The following is a 14,395-nucleotide window of genomic DNA, read 5'->3' as shown; positions in this document are numbered from 1 at the left end:
CATCCGAGACCGTTCGGTACAGGTCTCCGCAGCATCCCGGAGGGGCCCTGACCAGGGCCCCTCCTGAGTGACCCAGCACACACCATCTCGATGAGCGAGACGACATCGTCCGCATCCTGGACGAAGCTGGACTGGGTCCAAAGTCCCGTGACACGCTTCCGCCATGCCTGGAACTGGAATTGCCTTGGTGAGTCGACGACACGTCGATCTCGGCCGCATGTCCAGCGCCATCTGTCCGGCGCGCTGAGAGAACCAGCACCGCCGCGATCTCCTCTCCACCCGACTCTGCCCCACCCTGCTGCGCACTGCCGCGCCATTCTCTGACCTGAGCGTGAGTGTGCAGGTCAGAGCCGCCCTCTCGCAGTCCCGAAGGACAAGACGCCATGGCCGCCACCCCGGAAAACCCCACTCCCGCCACTGCCCGCCGCAAGGCCGGACGCCACCGTGGCGAGGGTCAGTGGGCCGTGGGGCACTTCACCCCGCTGAACGGCAATGAGCAGTTCAAGAAGGACGACGACGGTCTCAATGTGCGGACACGTATTGAGACGGTCTACTCGAAGCGCGGTTTCGACTCCATCGACCCCAACGACCTGCGCGGACGCATGCGCTGGTGGGGCCTCTACACCCAGCGCAAGCAGGGGCTGGACGGCACCAAGACGGGCGTCCTGGAGCCGGAGGAGCTGGACGACGAGTACTTCATGCTCCGCGTCCGCATCGACGGCGGCCGTCTGACCACCGAGCAGTTGCGCGTCATCGGCGAGATCTCCGAGGAGTTCGCCCGGGGCACCGCCGACATCACCGACCGGCAGAACGTCCAGTACCACTGGATCCGCATCGAGGACGTCCCCGAGATCTGGAACCGCCTGGAGGCGGTCGGCCTGTCCACCACCGAGGCCTGCGGCGACACCCCGCGCGTCATCCTCGGTTCCCCCGTCGCGGGCATCGCCGAGAACGAGATCATCGACGGCACCCCCGCCATCGACGAGATCTACCGCCGGATCGTCGGCAACAAGGACTTCTCCAACCTGCCCCGCAAGTTCAAGTCCGCGATCTCCGGCTCGCCGCTGCTGGACGTGGCGCACGAGATCAACGACATCGCCTTCGTCGGCGTCCGGCACCCCGAGCACGGCCCCGGCTTCGACGTCTGGGTCGGCGGCGGCCTCTCCACCAACCCCAAGCTCGGCGTCCGCCTCGGCACCTGGGTCTCCCTCGAAGAAGTCCCGGACATCTACGAGGGCGTCATCTCCATCTTCCGCGACTACGGCTACCGCAGGCTCCGCAACCGCGCCCGGCTGAAGTTCCTCGTCGCCGACTGGGGCCCGGAGAAGTTCCGCCAGGTCCTGGAGGACGAGTACCTGAAGCGGAAGCTCACCGACGGCCCCGCGCCCGAGCAGCCCGCCGGCCGCTGGCGCGACCACGTCGGCGTCCACCGCCAGCAGGACGGCAGGTTCTACGTCGGGTTCGCGCCGCGCGTCGGCCGGGTCGACGGCCCCACCCTGACGAAGATCGCCGCCGTCGCCGAGCAGCACGGCTCGGGCCGGGTCCGCACCACCGCCGAGCAGAAGATGCTCGTCCTCGACGTCGAGGAGGACCAGGTCGACTCGATCGTCGCCGCCCTGGAGGCACTGGACCTGCGGGTCACCCCCTCGCCGTTCCGGCGCGGCACGATGGCCTGCACCGGCATCGAGTTCTGCAAGCTCGCGATCGTCGAGACCAAGGCGCGGGGCGCCTCGCTGATCGACGAACTGGAGCGCCGGGTACCGGACTTCGACGAGCCGCTGACCATCAACATCAACGGCTGCCCCAACGCCTGCGCCCGCATCCAGGTCGCCGACATCGGCCTGAAGGGCCAGCTCGTCCTGGACGACGAGGGCAACCGCGTCGAGGGCTACCAGGTGCACCTGGGCGGCGCCCTCGGCCTGGAGGCCGGGTTCGGCCGCAAGGTCCGCGGCCTCAAGGTCACCGCCGCCGAACTCCCCGACTACGTCGAGCGGGTCCTCAAGCGCTTCCAGGCGGAGCGCGAGACCGGCGAGCGCTTCGCCACCTGGACCACCCGCGCCTCGGAGGAGGCCCTCTCATGAGCGAGCGAGCCGCCCCCTTCCACTGCCCCTACTGCGGCGACGAGGACCTGCGTCCCAACGAGCAGGGGCACGGCGCCTGGGAATGCGCCGCGTGCAGCCGGGCCTTCCAGCTGAAGTTCCTGGGGCTCCTCGCCCCCGGAACTTCGGGCAACACCCCTGGAGGGAAAGACATATGACGACCATTCAGGACGTCACCGCGGCCGACCTCAAGGCGCTCGCCGAGCAGGCCGGCCGCGACCTGGAGGACGCCTCCCCGCTGGAGATCCTCCGCTGGGCCTCGGACACCTTCGGCGAGGACTTCTGCGTCACCTCCTCCATGGAGGACGCCGTCGTCGCCCACCTCGCCTCCCGCGTCCGGCCCGGCGTGGACGTCGTCTTCCTCGACACCGGCTACCACTTCGAGGAGACCATCGGCACCCGCGACGCCGTGGACGCCGTGATGGACGTCCGCGTCATCACCCTGACCCCGCGCAGGACCGTGGCCGAGCAGGACGCCGAGCACGGCCCCCGGCTGCACGACCGCGACCCCGACCTGTGCTGCGCCCTGCGCAAGGTCAAGCCCCTCGAAGAGGGCCTGACCCGCTACCGCGCCTGGGCCACCGGACTGCGCCGCGACGAGTCCCCCACCCGGGCGAACACCCCGGTCGTCGGCTGGGACGAGAAGCGGCGGAAGGTCAAGGTCTCCCCCATCGCCCGCTGGACGCAGGACGACGTCGACGCGTACGTCGCCGAGCACGGTGTCCTCACCAACCCGCTCCTCATGGACGGTTACCCCTCCGTCGGCTGCGCCCCCTGCACCCGCCGCGTCGCCGAGGGCGAGAACGCCCGCGCCGGACGCTGGGCGGGACGGGCCAAGACCGAGTGCGGACTGCACGGATGACGGACACTCAGGAAGTTCAGGAGAAGCACGTGACGGGTGCCACCATCTGGCTCACCGGCCTCCCCAGCGCCGGGAAGACCACCATCGCGTACGAGCTGGCCGGCCGGCTCCGTGCGGAGGGCCACCGCGTGGAGGTCCTCGACGGCGACGAGATCCGTGAGTTCCTCTCCGCGGGCCTCGGCTTCAGCCGCGAGGACCGTCACACCAATGTGCAGCGCATCGGCTTCGTCGCCGAACTGCTCGCCTCCAACGGCGTGAAGGTACTGGTCCCGGTCATCGCCCCGTACGCCGACAGCCGCGAGGCGGTCCGCAAGCGCCACCGGACCGAGGGCACCCCCTATGTCGAGGTGCACGTCGCCACCCCGGTGGACGTCTGCTCCGTACGCGATGTGAAGGGGCTGTACGCCAAGCAGGCCGCGGGCGAGATCAGCGGCCTGACCGGGGTCGACGACCCGTACGACGAGCCGGCCGACCCGGACCTGCGGATCGAGTCACAGAACCAGACCGTGCGGGAGTCCGCGGCGCGGCTCCACGCGCTGCTCACCGAGAGGGGCCTGGCATGACGACCACCGTTGCCCATGTTCACGGCGAGACCGACAGTCCGTTCGCACTGTCCCACCTCGACTCCCTGGAGTCGGAGGCCGTCCACATCTTCCGCGAGGTGGCGGGCGAGTTCGAGCGGCCGGTGATCCTCTTCTCCGGCGGCAAGGACTCCATCGTCATGCTGCACCTGGCGCTGAAGGCCTTCGCCCCGGCGGCGGTCCCCTTCTCGCTGCTGCACGTCGACACCGGACACAACTTCCCCGAGGTCCTGGAGTACCGTGACCGGGTCGTCGCCGAGCACGGACTGCGCCTCCACGTGGCCTCCGTCCAGGAGTACATCGACGCCGGGAAGCTCCGCGAGCGCCCCGACGGCACCCGCAACCCGCTCCAGACCGTCCCGCTGACCGAGGCCATCCAGGAACACCGCTTCGACGCCGTCTTCGGCGGCGGGCGGCGCGACGAGGAGAAGGCCCGCGCCAAGGAGCGGGTGTTCTCGCTGCGCGACGAGTTCTCGCAGTGGGACCCGCGCCGCCAGCGCCCCGAGCTGTGGCAGCTCTACAACGGCCGCCACGCCCCCGGCGAACACGTCCGGGTCTTCCCGCTCTCCAACTGGACCGAACTGGACGTCTGGCAGTACATCCAGCGCGAGGCGATCGACCTCCCGGAGATCTACTTCGCGCACGAGCGCGAGGTGTTCTCCCGCAACGGCATGTGGCTGACGGCCGGTGACTGGGGCGGCCCGAAGGAGTCCGAGACGGTCGAGAAGCGGCAGGTCCGCTACCGCACCGTCGGTGACATGTCCTGCACCGGGGCCGTCGAGTCCGACGCCACCACGCTGGACGCCGTCATCGCCGAGATCGCCGCCTCCCGGCTCACCGAGCGGGGCGCGACCCGTGCCGACGACAAGATGTCCGAGGCAGCGATGGAAGACCGCAAGCGCGAAGGGTACTTCTAATGAGCACGTCCACCGAGCTGCTGTCCGACCAGCTGGCGGCCACCACCCTGCTGCGCTTCGCCACCGCCGGCTCCGTCGACGACGGCAAGTCCACCCTGGTCGGCCGTCTCCTCCACGACTCCAAGTCGGTCCTCGTCGACCAGCTGGAGGCCGTCGAGCACGCCTCGCGCTCCCGGGGCCAGGAGGCGCCCGACCTGGCGCTCCTCACCGACGGCCTGCGGGCCGAGCGCGAGCAGGGCATCACCATCGACGTCGCCTACCGCTACTTCGCGACGTCCCGCCGCCGCTTCATCCTCGCCGACACCCCCGGCCATGTGCAGTACACCCGCAACATGGTCACCGGCGCCTCCACCGCAGAGCTGGCCGTGGTCCTGGTCGACGCCCGCAACGGCGTCGTCGAGCAGACCCGCAGGCACGCCGCCGTCGCCGCCCTGCTGCGCGTCCCGCACGTGGTCCTGGCCGTGAACAAGATGGACCTCGTCGACTACCGGGAGTCCGTCTTCGCCGCGATCGCCGAGGAGTTCACGACGTACGCCTCCGAGCTCGGCGTCCCGGAGATCACCGCGATCCCGATCTCGGCGCTCGCCGGGGACAACGTGGTCGAGCCGTCCGCGCACATGGACTGGTACGGCGGCCCCACGGTCCTCGAACACCTGGAGACCGTCCCCGTCAGCCACGACCTGACGGCCTGTCACGCCCGGTTCCCCGTGCAGTACGTGATCCGTCCGCAGACCGCCGAGCACCCGGACTACCGGGGCTACGCCGGGCAGATCGCGGCCGGAGCCTTCCGGGTCGGCGAGCAGATCACCGTACTGCCCTCGGGGCGGACCTCCACGATCACCGGGATCGACGCGCTGGGCGAGTCCGTGGACATCGCCTGGGCGCCGCAGTCGGTGACGATCCGGCTCGCCGACGACATCGACATCTCCCGCGGCGATCTGCTCGCCCCGAGCGGTGACGCCCCGGCGACCACCCAGGACATCGAGGCGACCGTCTGCCACGTGGCGGACCGGACGCTCACCGTCGGCCAGCGGGTGCTGCTCAAGCACACCACCCGCACGGTCAAGGCGATCGTCAGGGAGATCCCCTCGCGGCTGACCCTGGACGACCTCTCCCAGCACCCGGACCCGGGTCAGCTGGTCACCAACGACATCGGCCGGGTCGTGGTGCGCACGGCCGAGTCGCTCGCGCTGGACGCCTACGCGGACTCGCGCCGCACCGGCTCGTTCCTGCTGATCGACCCGGCGGACGGAACGACCCTCGCGGCGGGCATGGCGGGCGAGTCCTTCGCCACCGCCAAGGCCGTCGTGGACGTCGCGGACGAAGAAGGGTGGGATTTCTAGACCATGCTCTCCGACATCTACTCGACCTTCGCGAAGGAGGGGGGCCGCGTCGGCAGCGGCACCCTCGGCAGCGGCCAGGGAGGTGTGGCGCGATGTGCGTGATGACGTACGCGCACCGCCTGCGCGCCCACACCCCCCACGAGCCGTACCCGGTCCCGCTCCATCGCCGAAGACGTGGCCATGAGACCACGTACCGAGAGGAAAGCCTCCCGTGTCCAACGGAAACGCCCGCACCACCCGCAAGACCCTGCGCCGGAGCGTCGTCGCCGCCGCCGCGCTGCCCCTCCTGATCGGCGCCCTCGCCTCCTGCGGCTACGGCTCCGACGCCAAGAAGGAGGAGACCTCGGAGAAGAAGGCCCCGGTCGCGGCCGACGCCAAGAAGCTCTCCGCCTCCGAAGTACGGCTCGGCTACTTCCCGAACCTGACGCACGCCACCGCGCTGATCGGCGTCCAGGACGGCCTGATCCAGAAGGAACTGGGCGCCACCGCCCTCAAGCCGCAGACCTTCAACGCGGGCCCGTCCGAGATCGAGGCGCTCAACGGCGGCTCCCTGGACATCGGCTTCATCGGCCCCTCGCCCTCCATCAACGCGTACGTCAAGTCCAAGGGCCAGAACCTGCGGATCATCTCCGGCTCCGCCTCCGGCGGCGTGAAGCTGGTCGTGAACCCCAAGAAGATCAAGACCCTGGACGACCTCAAGGGCAAGAGGATCGCCACCCCCCAGAAGGGCAACACGCAGGACGTCGCGCTGCTCAACTGGATAGCCGAGAAGGGCTGGAAGGTCGACCCCGAGTCCGGCAAGGGTGACGTCTCCGTAGTCCGCACGGACAACAAGGTCACCCCGGACGCCTTCAAGTCCGGCTCCATCGACGGCGCCTGGGTCCCCGAGCCGACCGCGTCGAAGCTGGTCTCCGAGGGCGGTTCCGTCCTCCTCGACGAGACCAGCCTGTGGCCCGAGAAGAAGTTCGTGATCACGAACATCATCGTGTCGCAGAAGTTCCTCACGGAGCACCCGGACGTGGTCGAGGCGGTGCTGAAGGGCACGGTGAAGACCAACGAGTGGATCAACGCCAACCCCGACAAGGCGAAGGCCTCGGCCAACGCGGCCCTGAAGGCCCTCGGCGGCAAGCCCCTGGCCGACAAGGTCATCGACCCGGCGTGGCCGAGCATCGCCATCACCAACGACCCGCTGGCCGCGACGCTGAAGACCCAGTCCGAGTGGGCCGTCAAGGCCGAACTGATCAAGCAGCCCGACCTGGCAGGCATCTACGACCTGAAGCTCCTGAACAAGGTGCTGAAGGCCGCGGGCGAGCCCGAGGTCTCCGACGCCGGTCTCGGCGTCAAGTAACCGCGACGAGTCCCGAGATCCCGTAACCCCAGGAGGTGACGACCATGGCCACGACACTCGCCAAGGCTGCCGAGAGCACCGTGAGGGAGCAGACCCACGCCGCCCGGATCGAGCACGTCTCGAAGTCCTTCCCCGGCCCGGCCGGTGGCCAACTCGTCCTGGACGACGTCAGTCTCGACGTCGCGCCCGGCGAGTTCGTCACCCTCCTGGGGGCATCGGGGTGCGGCAAGTCCACCCTGCTGAACCTGGTCGCGGGCCTCGACCGGCCGACCCAGGGGTCCATCGCGACCCCGGGCGGCCGGCCCGCGCTGATGTTCCAGGAGCACGCCCTCTTCCCGTGGCTGACCGCGGGCAAGAACATCGAACTCGCCCTGCGGATGCGCGGGGTGTCCAGGGCCGACCGGCGGACGGAGGCCGAGCGGCTGCTCGAACTCGTCCGGCTCGGCGGCGCGTACGGCAAGCGGGTCCACGAGCTGTCCGGCGGTATGCGGCAGCGGGTGGCACTGGCCCGCGCGCTGGCCCAGGACAGCCGTCTCCTGCTGATGGACGAGCCGTTCGCGGCCCTCGACGCCATCACCCGGGACGTCCTGCACGGCGAGCTCACCCGGGTCTGGGAGACCTCGAACACCAGTGGCTCCGGCACGGGGAGCCTCTCCGTCCTCTTCGTCACGCACAATGTGCGCGAGGCCGTCCGCCTCGCGCAGCGCGTGGTCCTGCTCTCCTCCCGGCCCGGCCGGGTCGCCAAGGAGTGGACCGTGGACATCCCGCAGCCCCGCCGCATCGAGGACGCGGACGTGGCCGAACTGTCCCTCGAGATCACTGAGCACCTGCGTGGGGAGATCCGCCGTCATGGCCAGCACTGACATCAAGACCAAGGGCAAGGCCAACGGCACGGACGACCTCGCCGGTCTCGAGGCCGGACTCGACGCCCTGGACGCGGTCGAGATCCGCCGCACCCCCGTCCGGGAGGTCCTCCTCAAGAAGGTCCTCCCGCCGACGCTGGCCGTCGGACTCGTCCTCGTCGTCTGGCAGATCCTCGTCTCGGCGAAGATCACCGAGGAGACCAAGCTGCCCGCGCCGTCCGCGGTGTGGGACGGCCTGGCCGGCATGTGGCTCGAAGGGACCCTGCTCGAAGTCATCTGGACCAGCGTCTCGCGCGGTCTGTCCGGCTTCCTGCTCGCCCTCGCCATCGGCACCCCGCTGGGTCTGCTGGTGGCGCGGGTGAAGTTCGTGCGTGCCGCGATCGGACCGATCCTGTCCGGTCTCCAGTCGCTGCCCTCGGTGGCCTGGGTGCCGCCCGCCGTGCTCTGGTTCGGTCTGAACGACGCCATGATGTACACCGTGATCCTGCTGGGCGCCGTGCCGTCCATCGCCAACGGCCTGGTCTCCGGCGTCGACCAGATCCCGCCGATCTTCCTGCGCGCGGGCCGCACCCTGGGCGCCACCGGCCTCAGGGGCACCTGGCACGTGGTGCTCCCGGCCGCGCTCCCCGGCTATCTGGCGGGGCTCAAGCAGGGCTGGGCGTTCTCCTGGCGCTCGCTGATGGCGGCCGAGATCATCGCCTCCTCCCCCGATCTGGGCCTCGGTCTCGGCCAGCTCCTGGAGAACGGCCGCAACAACATCGACCTGCCCGGTGTGTTCCTGGCGATCCTGCTGATCCTGGTCGTCGGCATCGCGATCGACCTGCTGATCTTCAGCCCGCTGGAGCGCTGGGTGCTCCGCAGCCGCGGCCTTCTGGTGAAGTGAGCTCTGAGCCGACCGTGAACCGTCCCGTCCTCCTCGTCATCGCCCACGGCAGCCGTGATCCCCGGCACGCGGCGACCGTCCGGGCCCTGGTGCGCCGGGCCGGTGCGCTGCGGCCGGGGCTGCGGGTGGAGACGGCGTTCCTGGACTTCAACCTGCCGTCGGTACCGGGGGTGCTCGACCGGCTCGCCGCGGACGGGGTGCGGGACGTGGTGGCGCTGCCGCTGCTGCTGACCCGGGCCTTCCACGCGAAGGCCGACGTCCCCGCCGTCCTGCGGCAGGCCCCGCCGTCGCTGCGGGTGCGCCGGGCGGAGGTCCTGGGACCCTCGCCGCTGCTGATCGCGGCGGTGGAACGGCGGCTGTACGAGGCCGGGCTCACGCCCGGCGACCGGAGCACGACCGGGGTCGTCCTGGCCTCGGCGGGCTCCACAGACCCGGAGGCGATCGCGGTGATCGCAGAAACGGCGCGGGAGCTGCGGCGCACCGGTTGGTGCTCCGTGCGGCCCGCGTTCGCCTCCGCATCCCTTCCGCGTACGGAGGACGCCGTGGCGGCCCTGCGCGCGGAGCCGGGCGTCGGCCGGGTGGCCGTCGCCCCGTACGTGATCGCCCCCGGCCGTCTCCCGGACCGCATCGCGGCCGGGGCGGCGGGCGCCGACGTCCTGGCGGGCGTCCTCGGCCCGTCCCCGGAGCTGGCCCGGCTGCTCCTGGAGCGGTACGACGGCGCGCGGGCGGCCCGCCCGGTGGCCCGGACGGCCTGACGGCTTCACGGCTTCACGGCTTCACGGCTTCACGGCCCTGGTCCTACGGCCCTGGTTCCGGGGCCGGACGCCCCGTCAGTTCCGCTGCCCGCAAGGGTTCTCGCTCTCACCGGCACCGCTCCTCCGCCCCCGCTCCGTTACACGCTTGAAGTGATCTCCTGATCCGCCCGACACGCGGCCGAGACGGGCCGGACGGGAAGCGTGGCCAGGATCGGGGTGGACGAGGGCGGCCGGACGCCGGCCTCGCGCAAGCCCGCCGGACGGTGTCCGGCGGCAGACGAAAGCGGGTTCACCCTTGCGCAAGTCAATGAGCCGCCGGACGGCCGCGTCCCTCGCGGGGATCGGCGCGTTCGGGATCCTGGGCACGGTCACGCCCTCCGCCTCGGCGATCGTCGGCGGCGCCCCGGTCGCGGACGGCGCGCGGCCCTATGTCGTACAGATCGAGCAGCAGGGCGCGGACGGCACCTGGTCGCACTACTGCGGCGGGGCGCTGATCGACAGCCGGGTCGTGGCCACGGCGGCGCACTGTTCGATGTGGGCCGAGCGGGGCAAGGTCAAGATCCGGCTCGTGCTGGGGCGGTCCGACTCCGCGTCGTCGGCGGGGACGGTGCTGACCGACGAGCGTTTCACCGTCCACAGCCACCCCGAGTTCTCCGTCGCGACCAACTCCGACCTGGGGCTGATCGTGCTCGACCGGCCCGTCCGGCAGACCAGCGCGGTCCTCCCCCCGCTGGGCGCGGAGCCGCGACCGGGCCGGGTGCTGCGTGCCGCGGGCTGGGGGCGCACCGATCTCGGGGACCCCGCCAAGCCCTCGCGCCTGCACGAAGCGGCTCTTCCCGTGAAGAAGTTCGACGACGAGGGCGGTGTCTGGGACAAGAACTTCCTCTGCGCGGGCACGGACACGGTCCGGGTCGGGCCCGGTGACAGCGGGGGCCCGCTGTTCGCGCCGAAGGTGTCCGGCAAGGCCGTCGTCTACGGCCTCGTGACCGGGGACACCAACACCTGCTCCGGGCTCTTCACGAATCTGACCGACCCGGCGCTCTGGGAGCCGTTCCGCGCGCCGCTCGCCTCCCACGGGCTCTCCCATGTGATCCCGGTCGAGCGCCGCCCCGCCGACGCGGCCTGACCCCGCCCCCTGACCCCGCGCACCGGGGGCCTCAGCCGAAGTCGAGGCCTCCGGTGCGGGTGCGCTTGAGCTCGAAGAGGTCGGGATGGCGGGCTAGGACGCGGAACCCGTCGAAGAGTTCGGCGGCCTCCTCGCCGCGCGGGACGGCCCGCAGGACCGGTCCGAACCAGACGGTGCCGTCGACGTGGAGGGTGGGGGTGCCGACGTAGGCGCCGCTCTCCGGTTCCCTGCCCGCGTCATGGCTGCGGCGGACGGCTTCGTCGTACGCGGGGTCGTGGGCGGCGGCGGCCAGTTCGGCGGGGAGGCCGAGTTCGGCGAGGGACTCGGCGACGACGGCGTCGAGGTCCTTCCGCTTCCCCTCGTGGATGCGGGTGCCGTACGCGGTGTAGAGCAGGCGCAGGACGTCCTCGCCGTGCCGCTCGGCGGCGGCCACGGCGACCCGGACGGGCCCCACGGAGGCGTCGACGAGGGTGCGGTACCAGTCGGGCAGGGTGTTGCCCTCGTTGTGGAGGTGGAGGCTCATGACCTTGAAGCGCAGGTCGATGTCCCGGAGCCGCTCGACCTCCAGGATCCAGCGGGAGGTGATCCAGGCGAAGGGGCAGGCGGGGTCGAAGTAGAAGTCGACGACGGGCCGGGGGCCGCCGGGAGCGGTGAACCCGGCTTGCCCGGTGGCCCTGGTGGCCCCAGTGGCCCCGGCCTCCCCGGTGACCCCGGCTTTCCCTGTGCTCCGGGCAGCCCCGACGGCCTCTGCGATCCCGATGACCCCGGCCGCCTCGGCACCCCCGACGGCCTTGTCACCCCCTACAGCCTCTGCGGTCCCGGTGACCCCGGCGGTGTCAGTAGCCCTGACAGCCCCGACAGCCTGTGCCGTCTCTGCGGTCTCGGTGGTTTCTGTGGCCTCTGCGGTCTCTGCGGTCTCTTTGATCCCCGTAGTCGTCATACATCGAATCTAGCCACCGAATGGCCTGCCCTTCTGGTCCAATCGGACACGGCCGGAGTGGGCCACTTCCCGGCTCGCCGCCACTCCGTCCACCGCTCCCCCCGTCACTCCCCGCCGGTCATCTCCACCAGCTTGCGGACCGTGTTCCAGTTGCGTCCGGTGACGACCAGGCCCTTGACGACCGAGGTGCGGGAGACTGCCTCGCCGAGCTTGGAATTGCCCAGGCCCTCGGGGGCGTAGAGGTAGAGGACGCGGTCGCCGAGTGCGAACGCCTCGGGCAGGTGGGCCTCCCGGTCGATCCCGGCGAAGCGTCCGGGCTCGGCGGACTCGGAGAGGTAGAGGGCATGGAGCTGCTTGCCCTCCAGTTCGGCGGCGGGGAAGGGACAGGCGGCGGCGACCGCCGCCAGATAGGCGCCGTCGCGGACGAGGCAGTCGACGTGGAAGCCGAACCGGTGCTCGACCGCGTCCTCGATCTCCGAGGCGAGCGCCTCGTCGGAGGCGGCGGGGGCGCCGCCGCCGGTGGTGAAGACCGCGTTCCCGCTCTGCAGATACGTGCGGACGTCCTGATGGCCGAGCCCTTCGAGGCAGGACCTGAGGTCCGCCATGGGGACCTTGCGGCGACCGCTCACGTTGATGCCGCGGAGCAGGAGCGCGTATGTCTGCGTCATGGGATCAGGGTAGGACGGTCACCGCGCCTCGTGGGGGGTGGCGCGGTGACCGCTCCGAACACTGTCCGATCAAGGGGAGTGGGGAGAAGGGCCTTCACCCATCTGTGACTTATCCAACAACGTTTCGTAATGCCGAAAACGGAGGGAATCATTCCTTTCCTTGCCGTAACGGGTGGGCCTCGGGGGCCCGTGGTGCGGGTGGGAGAATTCGGCTCGATCGCACGGATGAGGGAGAAGGTCGATGGACGAGGCGCGGGCGCGGGAGATCCTGGCCGGGGCGGGGCTGCCGGTCGCGGGGGCGCGGCTGCTGGCCCTCGGTGAGAACGCGGTCTTCGCGGTGGGGGATCTCGCCGTGAAGGTCGGCCGGGACCCCGAGGTGTTCGAGCGGGCGGAGCGTGAGCTGGCGCTCGCCGCCTGGCTCGCCGAGGCGGACGTGCCCGCCGTGCGCCCGGCGGAGGACGCGCCGCGCCGGGTGGACGGGTGCCCCGTCACCCTCTGGCACCGGCTGCCCGAGGCCGTGCGGCCCGCCGAGCCGCGTGATCTGGCGCCGCTCCTGAGGCGGGTGCACGCGCTGCCGGAGCCGACCGGTTTCACGCTGCCCCGGCGGGAGCTGCTGGGCGGGGTCGAGCGGTGGCTGCGTCTGGCGGGGGACGCGATCGACCCGGCGGACGCGGCGTTCCTGCGCGAGCGGCGCGACGCGTTCGCACCGACGGCCGCCGCGCTGACCCCCCGGCTGACACCGGGACCGATCCACGGCGACGCCCTCCCCCGTAACGTGCACATCGGCCCCGACGGTCCCGTCCTGGTGGACCTGGAGACCTTCTCGTCCGATCTGCGCGAGCACGATCTGGTGGTGCTCGCGCTCTCCCGGGACCGGTACGGCCTGGACCCGGCGGCGTACGGGGCGTTCACGGAGGCGTACGGCTGGGACGTGCGGGAGTGGGAGGGGTGCGCGGTGCTGCGCGGGGCGCGGGAGACCGCGAGCTGCGCGTGGGTGGCGCAGCACGCGCCGACGAACCCGAAGGCCCTCGTCGAGTTCGAGCGGCGGGTGGCCTCGCTGCGGGACGGCGATCCCGAGGTGCGCTGGTATCCGTTCTGACATCATGGTCCGGTCGAACCGGGCCGATCGAGCGGGGTGTTGGGGATGAACGTGGAACTGTCCGAGGTGACGCTCGACGTCGAGGTGAGCGGTGAGGGTCCGGCCGTGCTCCTCGTGCACGGTTTCCCCGACAGTCACCGGCTCTGGCGTCATCAGATCCCGGCGTTGAACGCGGCGGGTTTCACGACGGTCGCCCCCACCCTGCGGGGTTTCGGGGCCTCGTCCCGTCCGGAGGGCGGGCCGGAGGCGTACGACCCGGCGAAGCACGTGGGTGATCTGCTGGAGCTGCTGGCCCGGCTGGAGCTCGACCGGGTGCACATGGTGGGGCACGACTGGGGTTCGGGGATCGTCCAGGGCCTGGCGCAGTTCGTGCCGGAGCGGGTGGCGAGCGCGACCCTGATGTCGGTGGGCAGCATCGCCGCGATCCTGCGGGCGGGCTGGGAGCAGCGGCAGGCCCTGTGGCACATCACGATGTTCCAGCACGAGGGGCTCGCGGAGGAGTGGCTCTCCCGCGACGACCACGCGAACCTGCGGGCGATGCTCTCGGACCACCCGGACGCGGCGGAGGTGCTGGAGCCCCTGCTCGTCCCGGGCGGCCTGACGGCGGCGCTCAGCGTCTACCGGGCGGGACTGCCGATCGGACTCCAGCTGGGTCCGGTCCCGGAGCTGCCGCCGCTGACCGTCCCGGTGATGGGCGTCGTGTCCACCGGCGATCCCTACCTCGGTGAGCGGCAGATGGCGGACACCGGCGCGTACGTCTCCGGTCCCTGGCGGTTCGAGCGGATCGAGGACGCCGGGCACTGGTTCCCGCTGGAGCGGCCGGAGAAGGTCAACGAGCTGCTGTTGTCCTTCTTGAAGGACAACGGCTGAGGGGTGTCCCCCGCGCCCCGGTGAGGTCCTCGCGGGCCCGC

At 71.2% G+C, this 14,395-nt stretch carries 16 protein-coding genes; 14 read left to right on the top strand and 2 right to left on the bottom strand.

What is annotated here, in order from left to right; translation table 11 throughout:
• Window positions 1-163 precede the first annotated feature (163 nt).
• The 12 genes from ACIRQY_RS25120 to ACIRQY_RS25065 all read left to right on the top strand — a co-directional run bounded on the left by ACIRQY_RS25120 (window position 164) and on the right by ACIRQY_RS25065 (window position 10,777).
• Window positions 164-247, top strand: a complete 84-nt coding sequence (locus ACIRQY_RS25120) for a putative leader peptide (RefSeq protein WP_310887545.1) — start codon at window positions 164-166, stop codon at window positions 245-247.
• Between the two features lie 136 nt (window positions 248-383).
• Window positions 384-2,081: a nitrite/sulfite reductase gene (locus ACIRQY_RS25115; RefSeq protein ID WP_403929462.1), complete on the top strand. Its 1,698-nt coding sequence runs from the start codon at window positions 384-386 to the stop codon at window positions 2,079-2,081.
• A complete protein-coding gene (locus ACIRQY_RS25110) occupies window positions 2,078-2,257 on the top strand; it encodes a hypothetical protein (RefSeq protein WP_351790048.1) in 180 nt (59 codons plus the stop codon). The genes ACIRQY_RS25115 and ACIRQY_RS25110 overlap by 4 nt, the downstream gene beginning before the upstream one ends.
• A complete protein-coding gene (locus tag ACIRQY_RS25105; RefSeq protein ID WP_351790050.1) occupies window positions 2,254-2,961 on the top strand; it encodes a phosphoadenylyl-sulfate reductase in 708 nt (235 codons plus the stop codon). Before ACIRQY_RS25110 ends, ACIRQY_RS25105 begins: the two co-directional genes overlap by 4 nt.
• Window positions 2,958-3,524 (top strand): adenylyl-sulfate kinase, encoded by a 567-nt coding sequence (cysC, locus tag ACIRQY_RS25100; RefSeq protein ID WP_351790053.1) that lies wholly within the window; start codon window positions 2,958-2,960, stop codon window positions 3,522-3,524. The genes ACIRQY_RS25105 and cysC overlap by 4 nt, the downstream gene beginning before the upstream one ends.
• Complete coding sequence (cysD, locus tag ACIRQY_RS25095) at window positions 3,521-4,459, top strand: sulfate adenylyltransferase subunit CysD (protein ID WP_351790056.1); 939 nt, start codon at window positions 3,521-3,523, stop codon at window positions 4,457-4,459. The genes cysC and cysD overlap by 4 nt, the downstream gene beginning before the upstream one ends.
• Window positions 4,459-5,802 (top strand): sulfate adenylyltransferase subunit 1, encoded by a 1,344-nt coding sequence (locus ACIRQY_RS25090; RefSeq protein WP_403929456.1) that lies wholly within the window; start codon window positions 4,459-4,461, stop codon window positions 5,800-5,802. Before cysD ends, ACIRQY_RS25090 begins: the two co-directional genes overlap by 1 nt.
• Before the next feature lie 211 nt (window positions 5,803-6,013).
• Window positions 6,014-7,150 (top strand): aliphatic sulfonate ABC transporter substrate-binding protein, encoded by a 1,137-nt coding sequence (locus ACIRQY_RS25085; protein WP_403929453.1) that lies wholly within the window; start codon window positions 6,014-6,016, stop codon window positions 7,148-7,150.
• A 44-nt stretch (window positions 7,151-7,194) separates the two neighbouring features.
• The gene (locus tag ACIRQY_RS25080; protein WP_351790063.1) at window positions 7,195-8,013 is read left to right on the top strand and encodes an ABC transporter ATP-binding protein; all 819 of its coding nucleotides are present in this window, start codon (window positions 7,195-7,197) and stop codon (window positions 8,011-8,013) included.
• On the top strand, window positions 8,000-8,896 hold the full coding sequence (locus ACIRQY_RS25075; RefSeq protein ID WP_351790066.1) for an ABC transporter permease: 897 nt from the start codon (window positions 8,000-8,002) through the stop codon (window positions 8,894-8,896). Before ACIRQY_RS25080 ends, ACIRQY_RS25075 begins: the two co-directional genes overlap by 14 nt.
• A 14-nt stretch (window positions 8,897-8,910) precedes the next feature.
• Window positions 8,911-9,651 (top strand): sirohydrochlorin chelatase, encoded by a 741-nt coding sequence (locus ACIRQY_RS25070; RefSeq protein WP_403929449.1) that lies wholly within the window; start codon window positions 8,911-8,913, stop codon window positions 9,649-9,651.
• A gap of 307 nt (window positions 9,652-9,958) precedes the next feature.
• The gene (locus ACIRQY_RS25065) at window positions 9,959-10,777 is read left to right on the top strand and encodes a S1 family peptidase (RefSeq protein ID WP_403929446.1); all 819 of its coding nucleotides are present in this window, start codon (window positions 9,959-9,961) and stop codon (window positions 10,775-10,777) included.
• A gap of 31 nt (window positions 10,778-10,808) precedes the next feature.
• Here ACIRQY_RS25065 and ACIRQY_RS25060 read toward each other — a convergent pair whose 3' ends face one another.
• A complete protein-coding gene (locus ACIRQY_RS25060; RefSeq protein ID WP_403929666.1) occupies window positions 10,809-11,363 on the bottom strand; it encodes a DsbA family protein in 555 nt (184 codons plus the stop codon).
• A gap of 458 nt (window positions 11,364-11,821) precedes the next feature.
• Window positions 11,822-12,385 (bottom strand): DUF1697 domain-containing protein, encoded by a 564-nt coding sequence (locus ACIRQY_RS25055; protein WP_403929444.1) that lies wholly within the window; start codon window positions 12,383-12,385, stop codon window positions 11,822-11,824.
• 241 nt (window positions 12,386-12,626) lie between these two features.
• On the opposite strand from ACIRQY_RS25055, the gene ACIRQY_RS25050 reads away from it, so the two are divergent.
• On the top strand, window positions 12,627-13,484 hold the full coding sequence (locus ACIRQY_RS25050; RefSeq protein WP_351790077.1) for a phosphotransferase: 858 nt from the start codon (window positions 12,627-12,629) through the stop codon (window positions 13,482-13,484).
• A 45-nt stretch (window positions 13,485-13,529) separates the two neighbouring features.
• Entirely contained in the window at window positions 13,530-14,354 is an 825-nt protein-coding gene (locus ACIRQY_RS25045; protein ID WP_403929441.1) for an alpha/beta fold hydrolase, read from the top strand.
• The last annotated feature ends 41 nt before the right edge of the window (window positions 14,355-14,395 follow it).

Origin of the sequence: Streptomyces sp. NPDC101490, from assembly GCF_044767145.1 — a bacterium.
Lineage (GTDB): Bacteria > Actinomycetota > Actinomycetes > Streptomycetales > Streptomycetaceae > Streptomyces.
The sequence above is the reverse complement of the archived record's forward strand: the minus strand, read 5'-3'. Positions and strand labels throughout refer to the sequence as shown.

Coding starts and splice junctions, on each gene's coding strand:
- ACIRQY_RS25120 (WP_310887545.1), top strand. CDS start 164: ATGCCTGGAACTGGAATTGCCTTGGTGAGTCGACGACACGTCGATCTC.
- ACIRQY_RS25115 (WP_403929462.1), top strand. CDS start 384: ATGGCCGCCACCCCGGAAAACCCCACTCCCGCCACTGCCCGCCGCAAG.
- ACIRQY_RS25110 (WP_351790048.1), top strand. CDS start 2,078: ATGAGCGAGCGAGCCGCCCCCTTCCACTGCCCCTACTGCGGCGACGAG.
- ACIRQY_RS25105 (WP_351790050.1), top strand. CDS start 2,254: ATGACGACCATTCAGGACGTCACCGCGGCCGACCTCAAGGCGCTCGCC.
- cysC (WP_351790053.1), top strand. CDS start 2,958: ATGACGGACACTCAGGAAGTTCAGGAGAAGCACGTGACGGGTGCCACC.
- cysD (WP_351790056.1), top strand. CDS start 3,521: ATGACGACCACCGTTGCCCATGTTCACGGCGAGACCGACAGTCCGTTC.
- ACIRQY_RS25090 (WP_403929456.1), top strand. CDS start 4,459: ATGAGCACGTCCACCGAGCTGCTGTCCGACCAGCTGGCGGCCACCACC.
- ACIRQY_RS25080 (WP_351790063.1), top strand. CDS start 7,195: ATGGCCACGACACTCGCCAAGGCTGCCGAGAGCACCGTGAGGGAGCAG.
- ACIRQY_RS25075 (WP_351790066.1), top strand. CDS start 8,000: ATGGCCAGCACTGACATCAAGACCAAGGGCAAGGCCAACGGCACGGAC.
- ACIRQY_RS25065 (WP_403929446.1), top strand. CDS start 9,959: ATGAGCCGCCGGACGGCCGCGTCCCTCGCGGGGATCGGCGCGTTCGGG.
- ACIRQY_RS25055 (WP_403929444.1), bottom strand. CDS start 12,385: ATGACGCAGACATACGCGCTCCTGCTCCGCGGCATCAACGTGAGCGGT.
- ACIRQY_RS25050 (WP_351790077.1), top strand. CDS start 12,627: ATGGACGAGGCGCGGGCGCGGGAGATCCTGGCCGGGGCGGGGCTGCCG.
- ACIRQY_RS25045 (WP_403929441.1), top strand. CDS start 13,530: ATGAACGTGGAACTGTCCGAGGTGACGCTCGACGTCGAGGTGAGCGGT.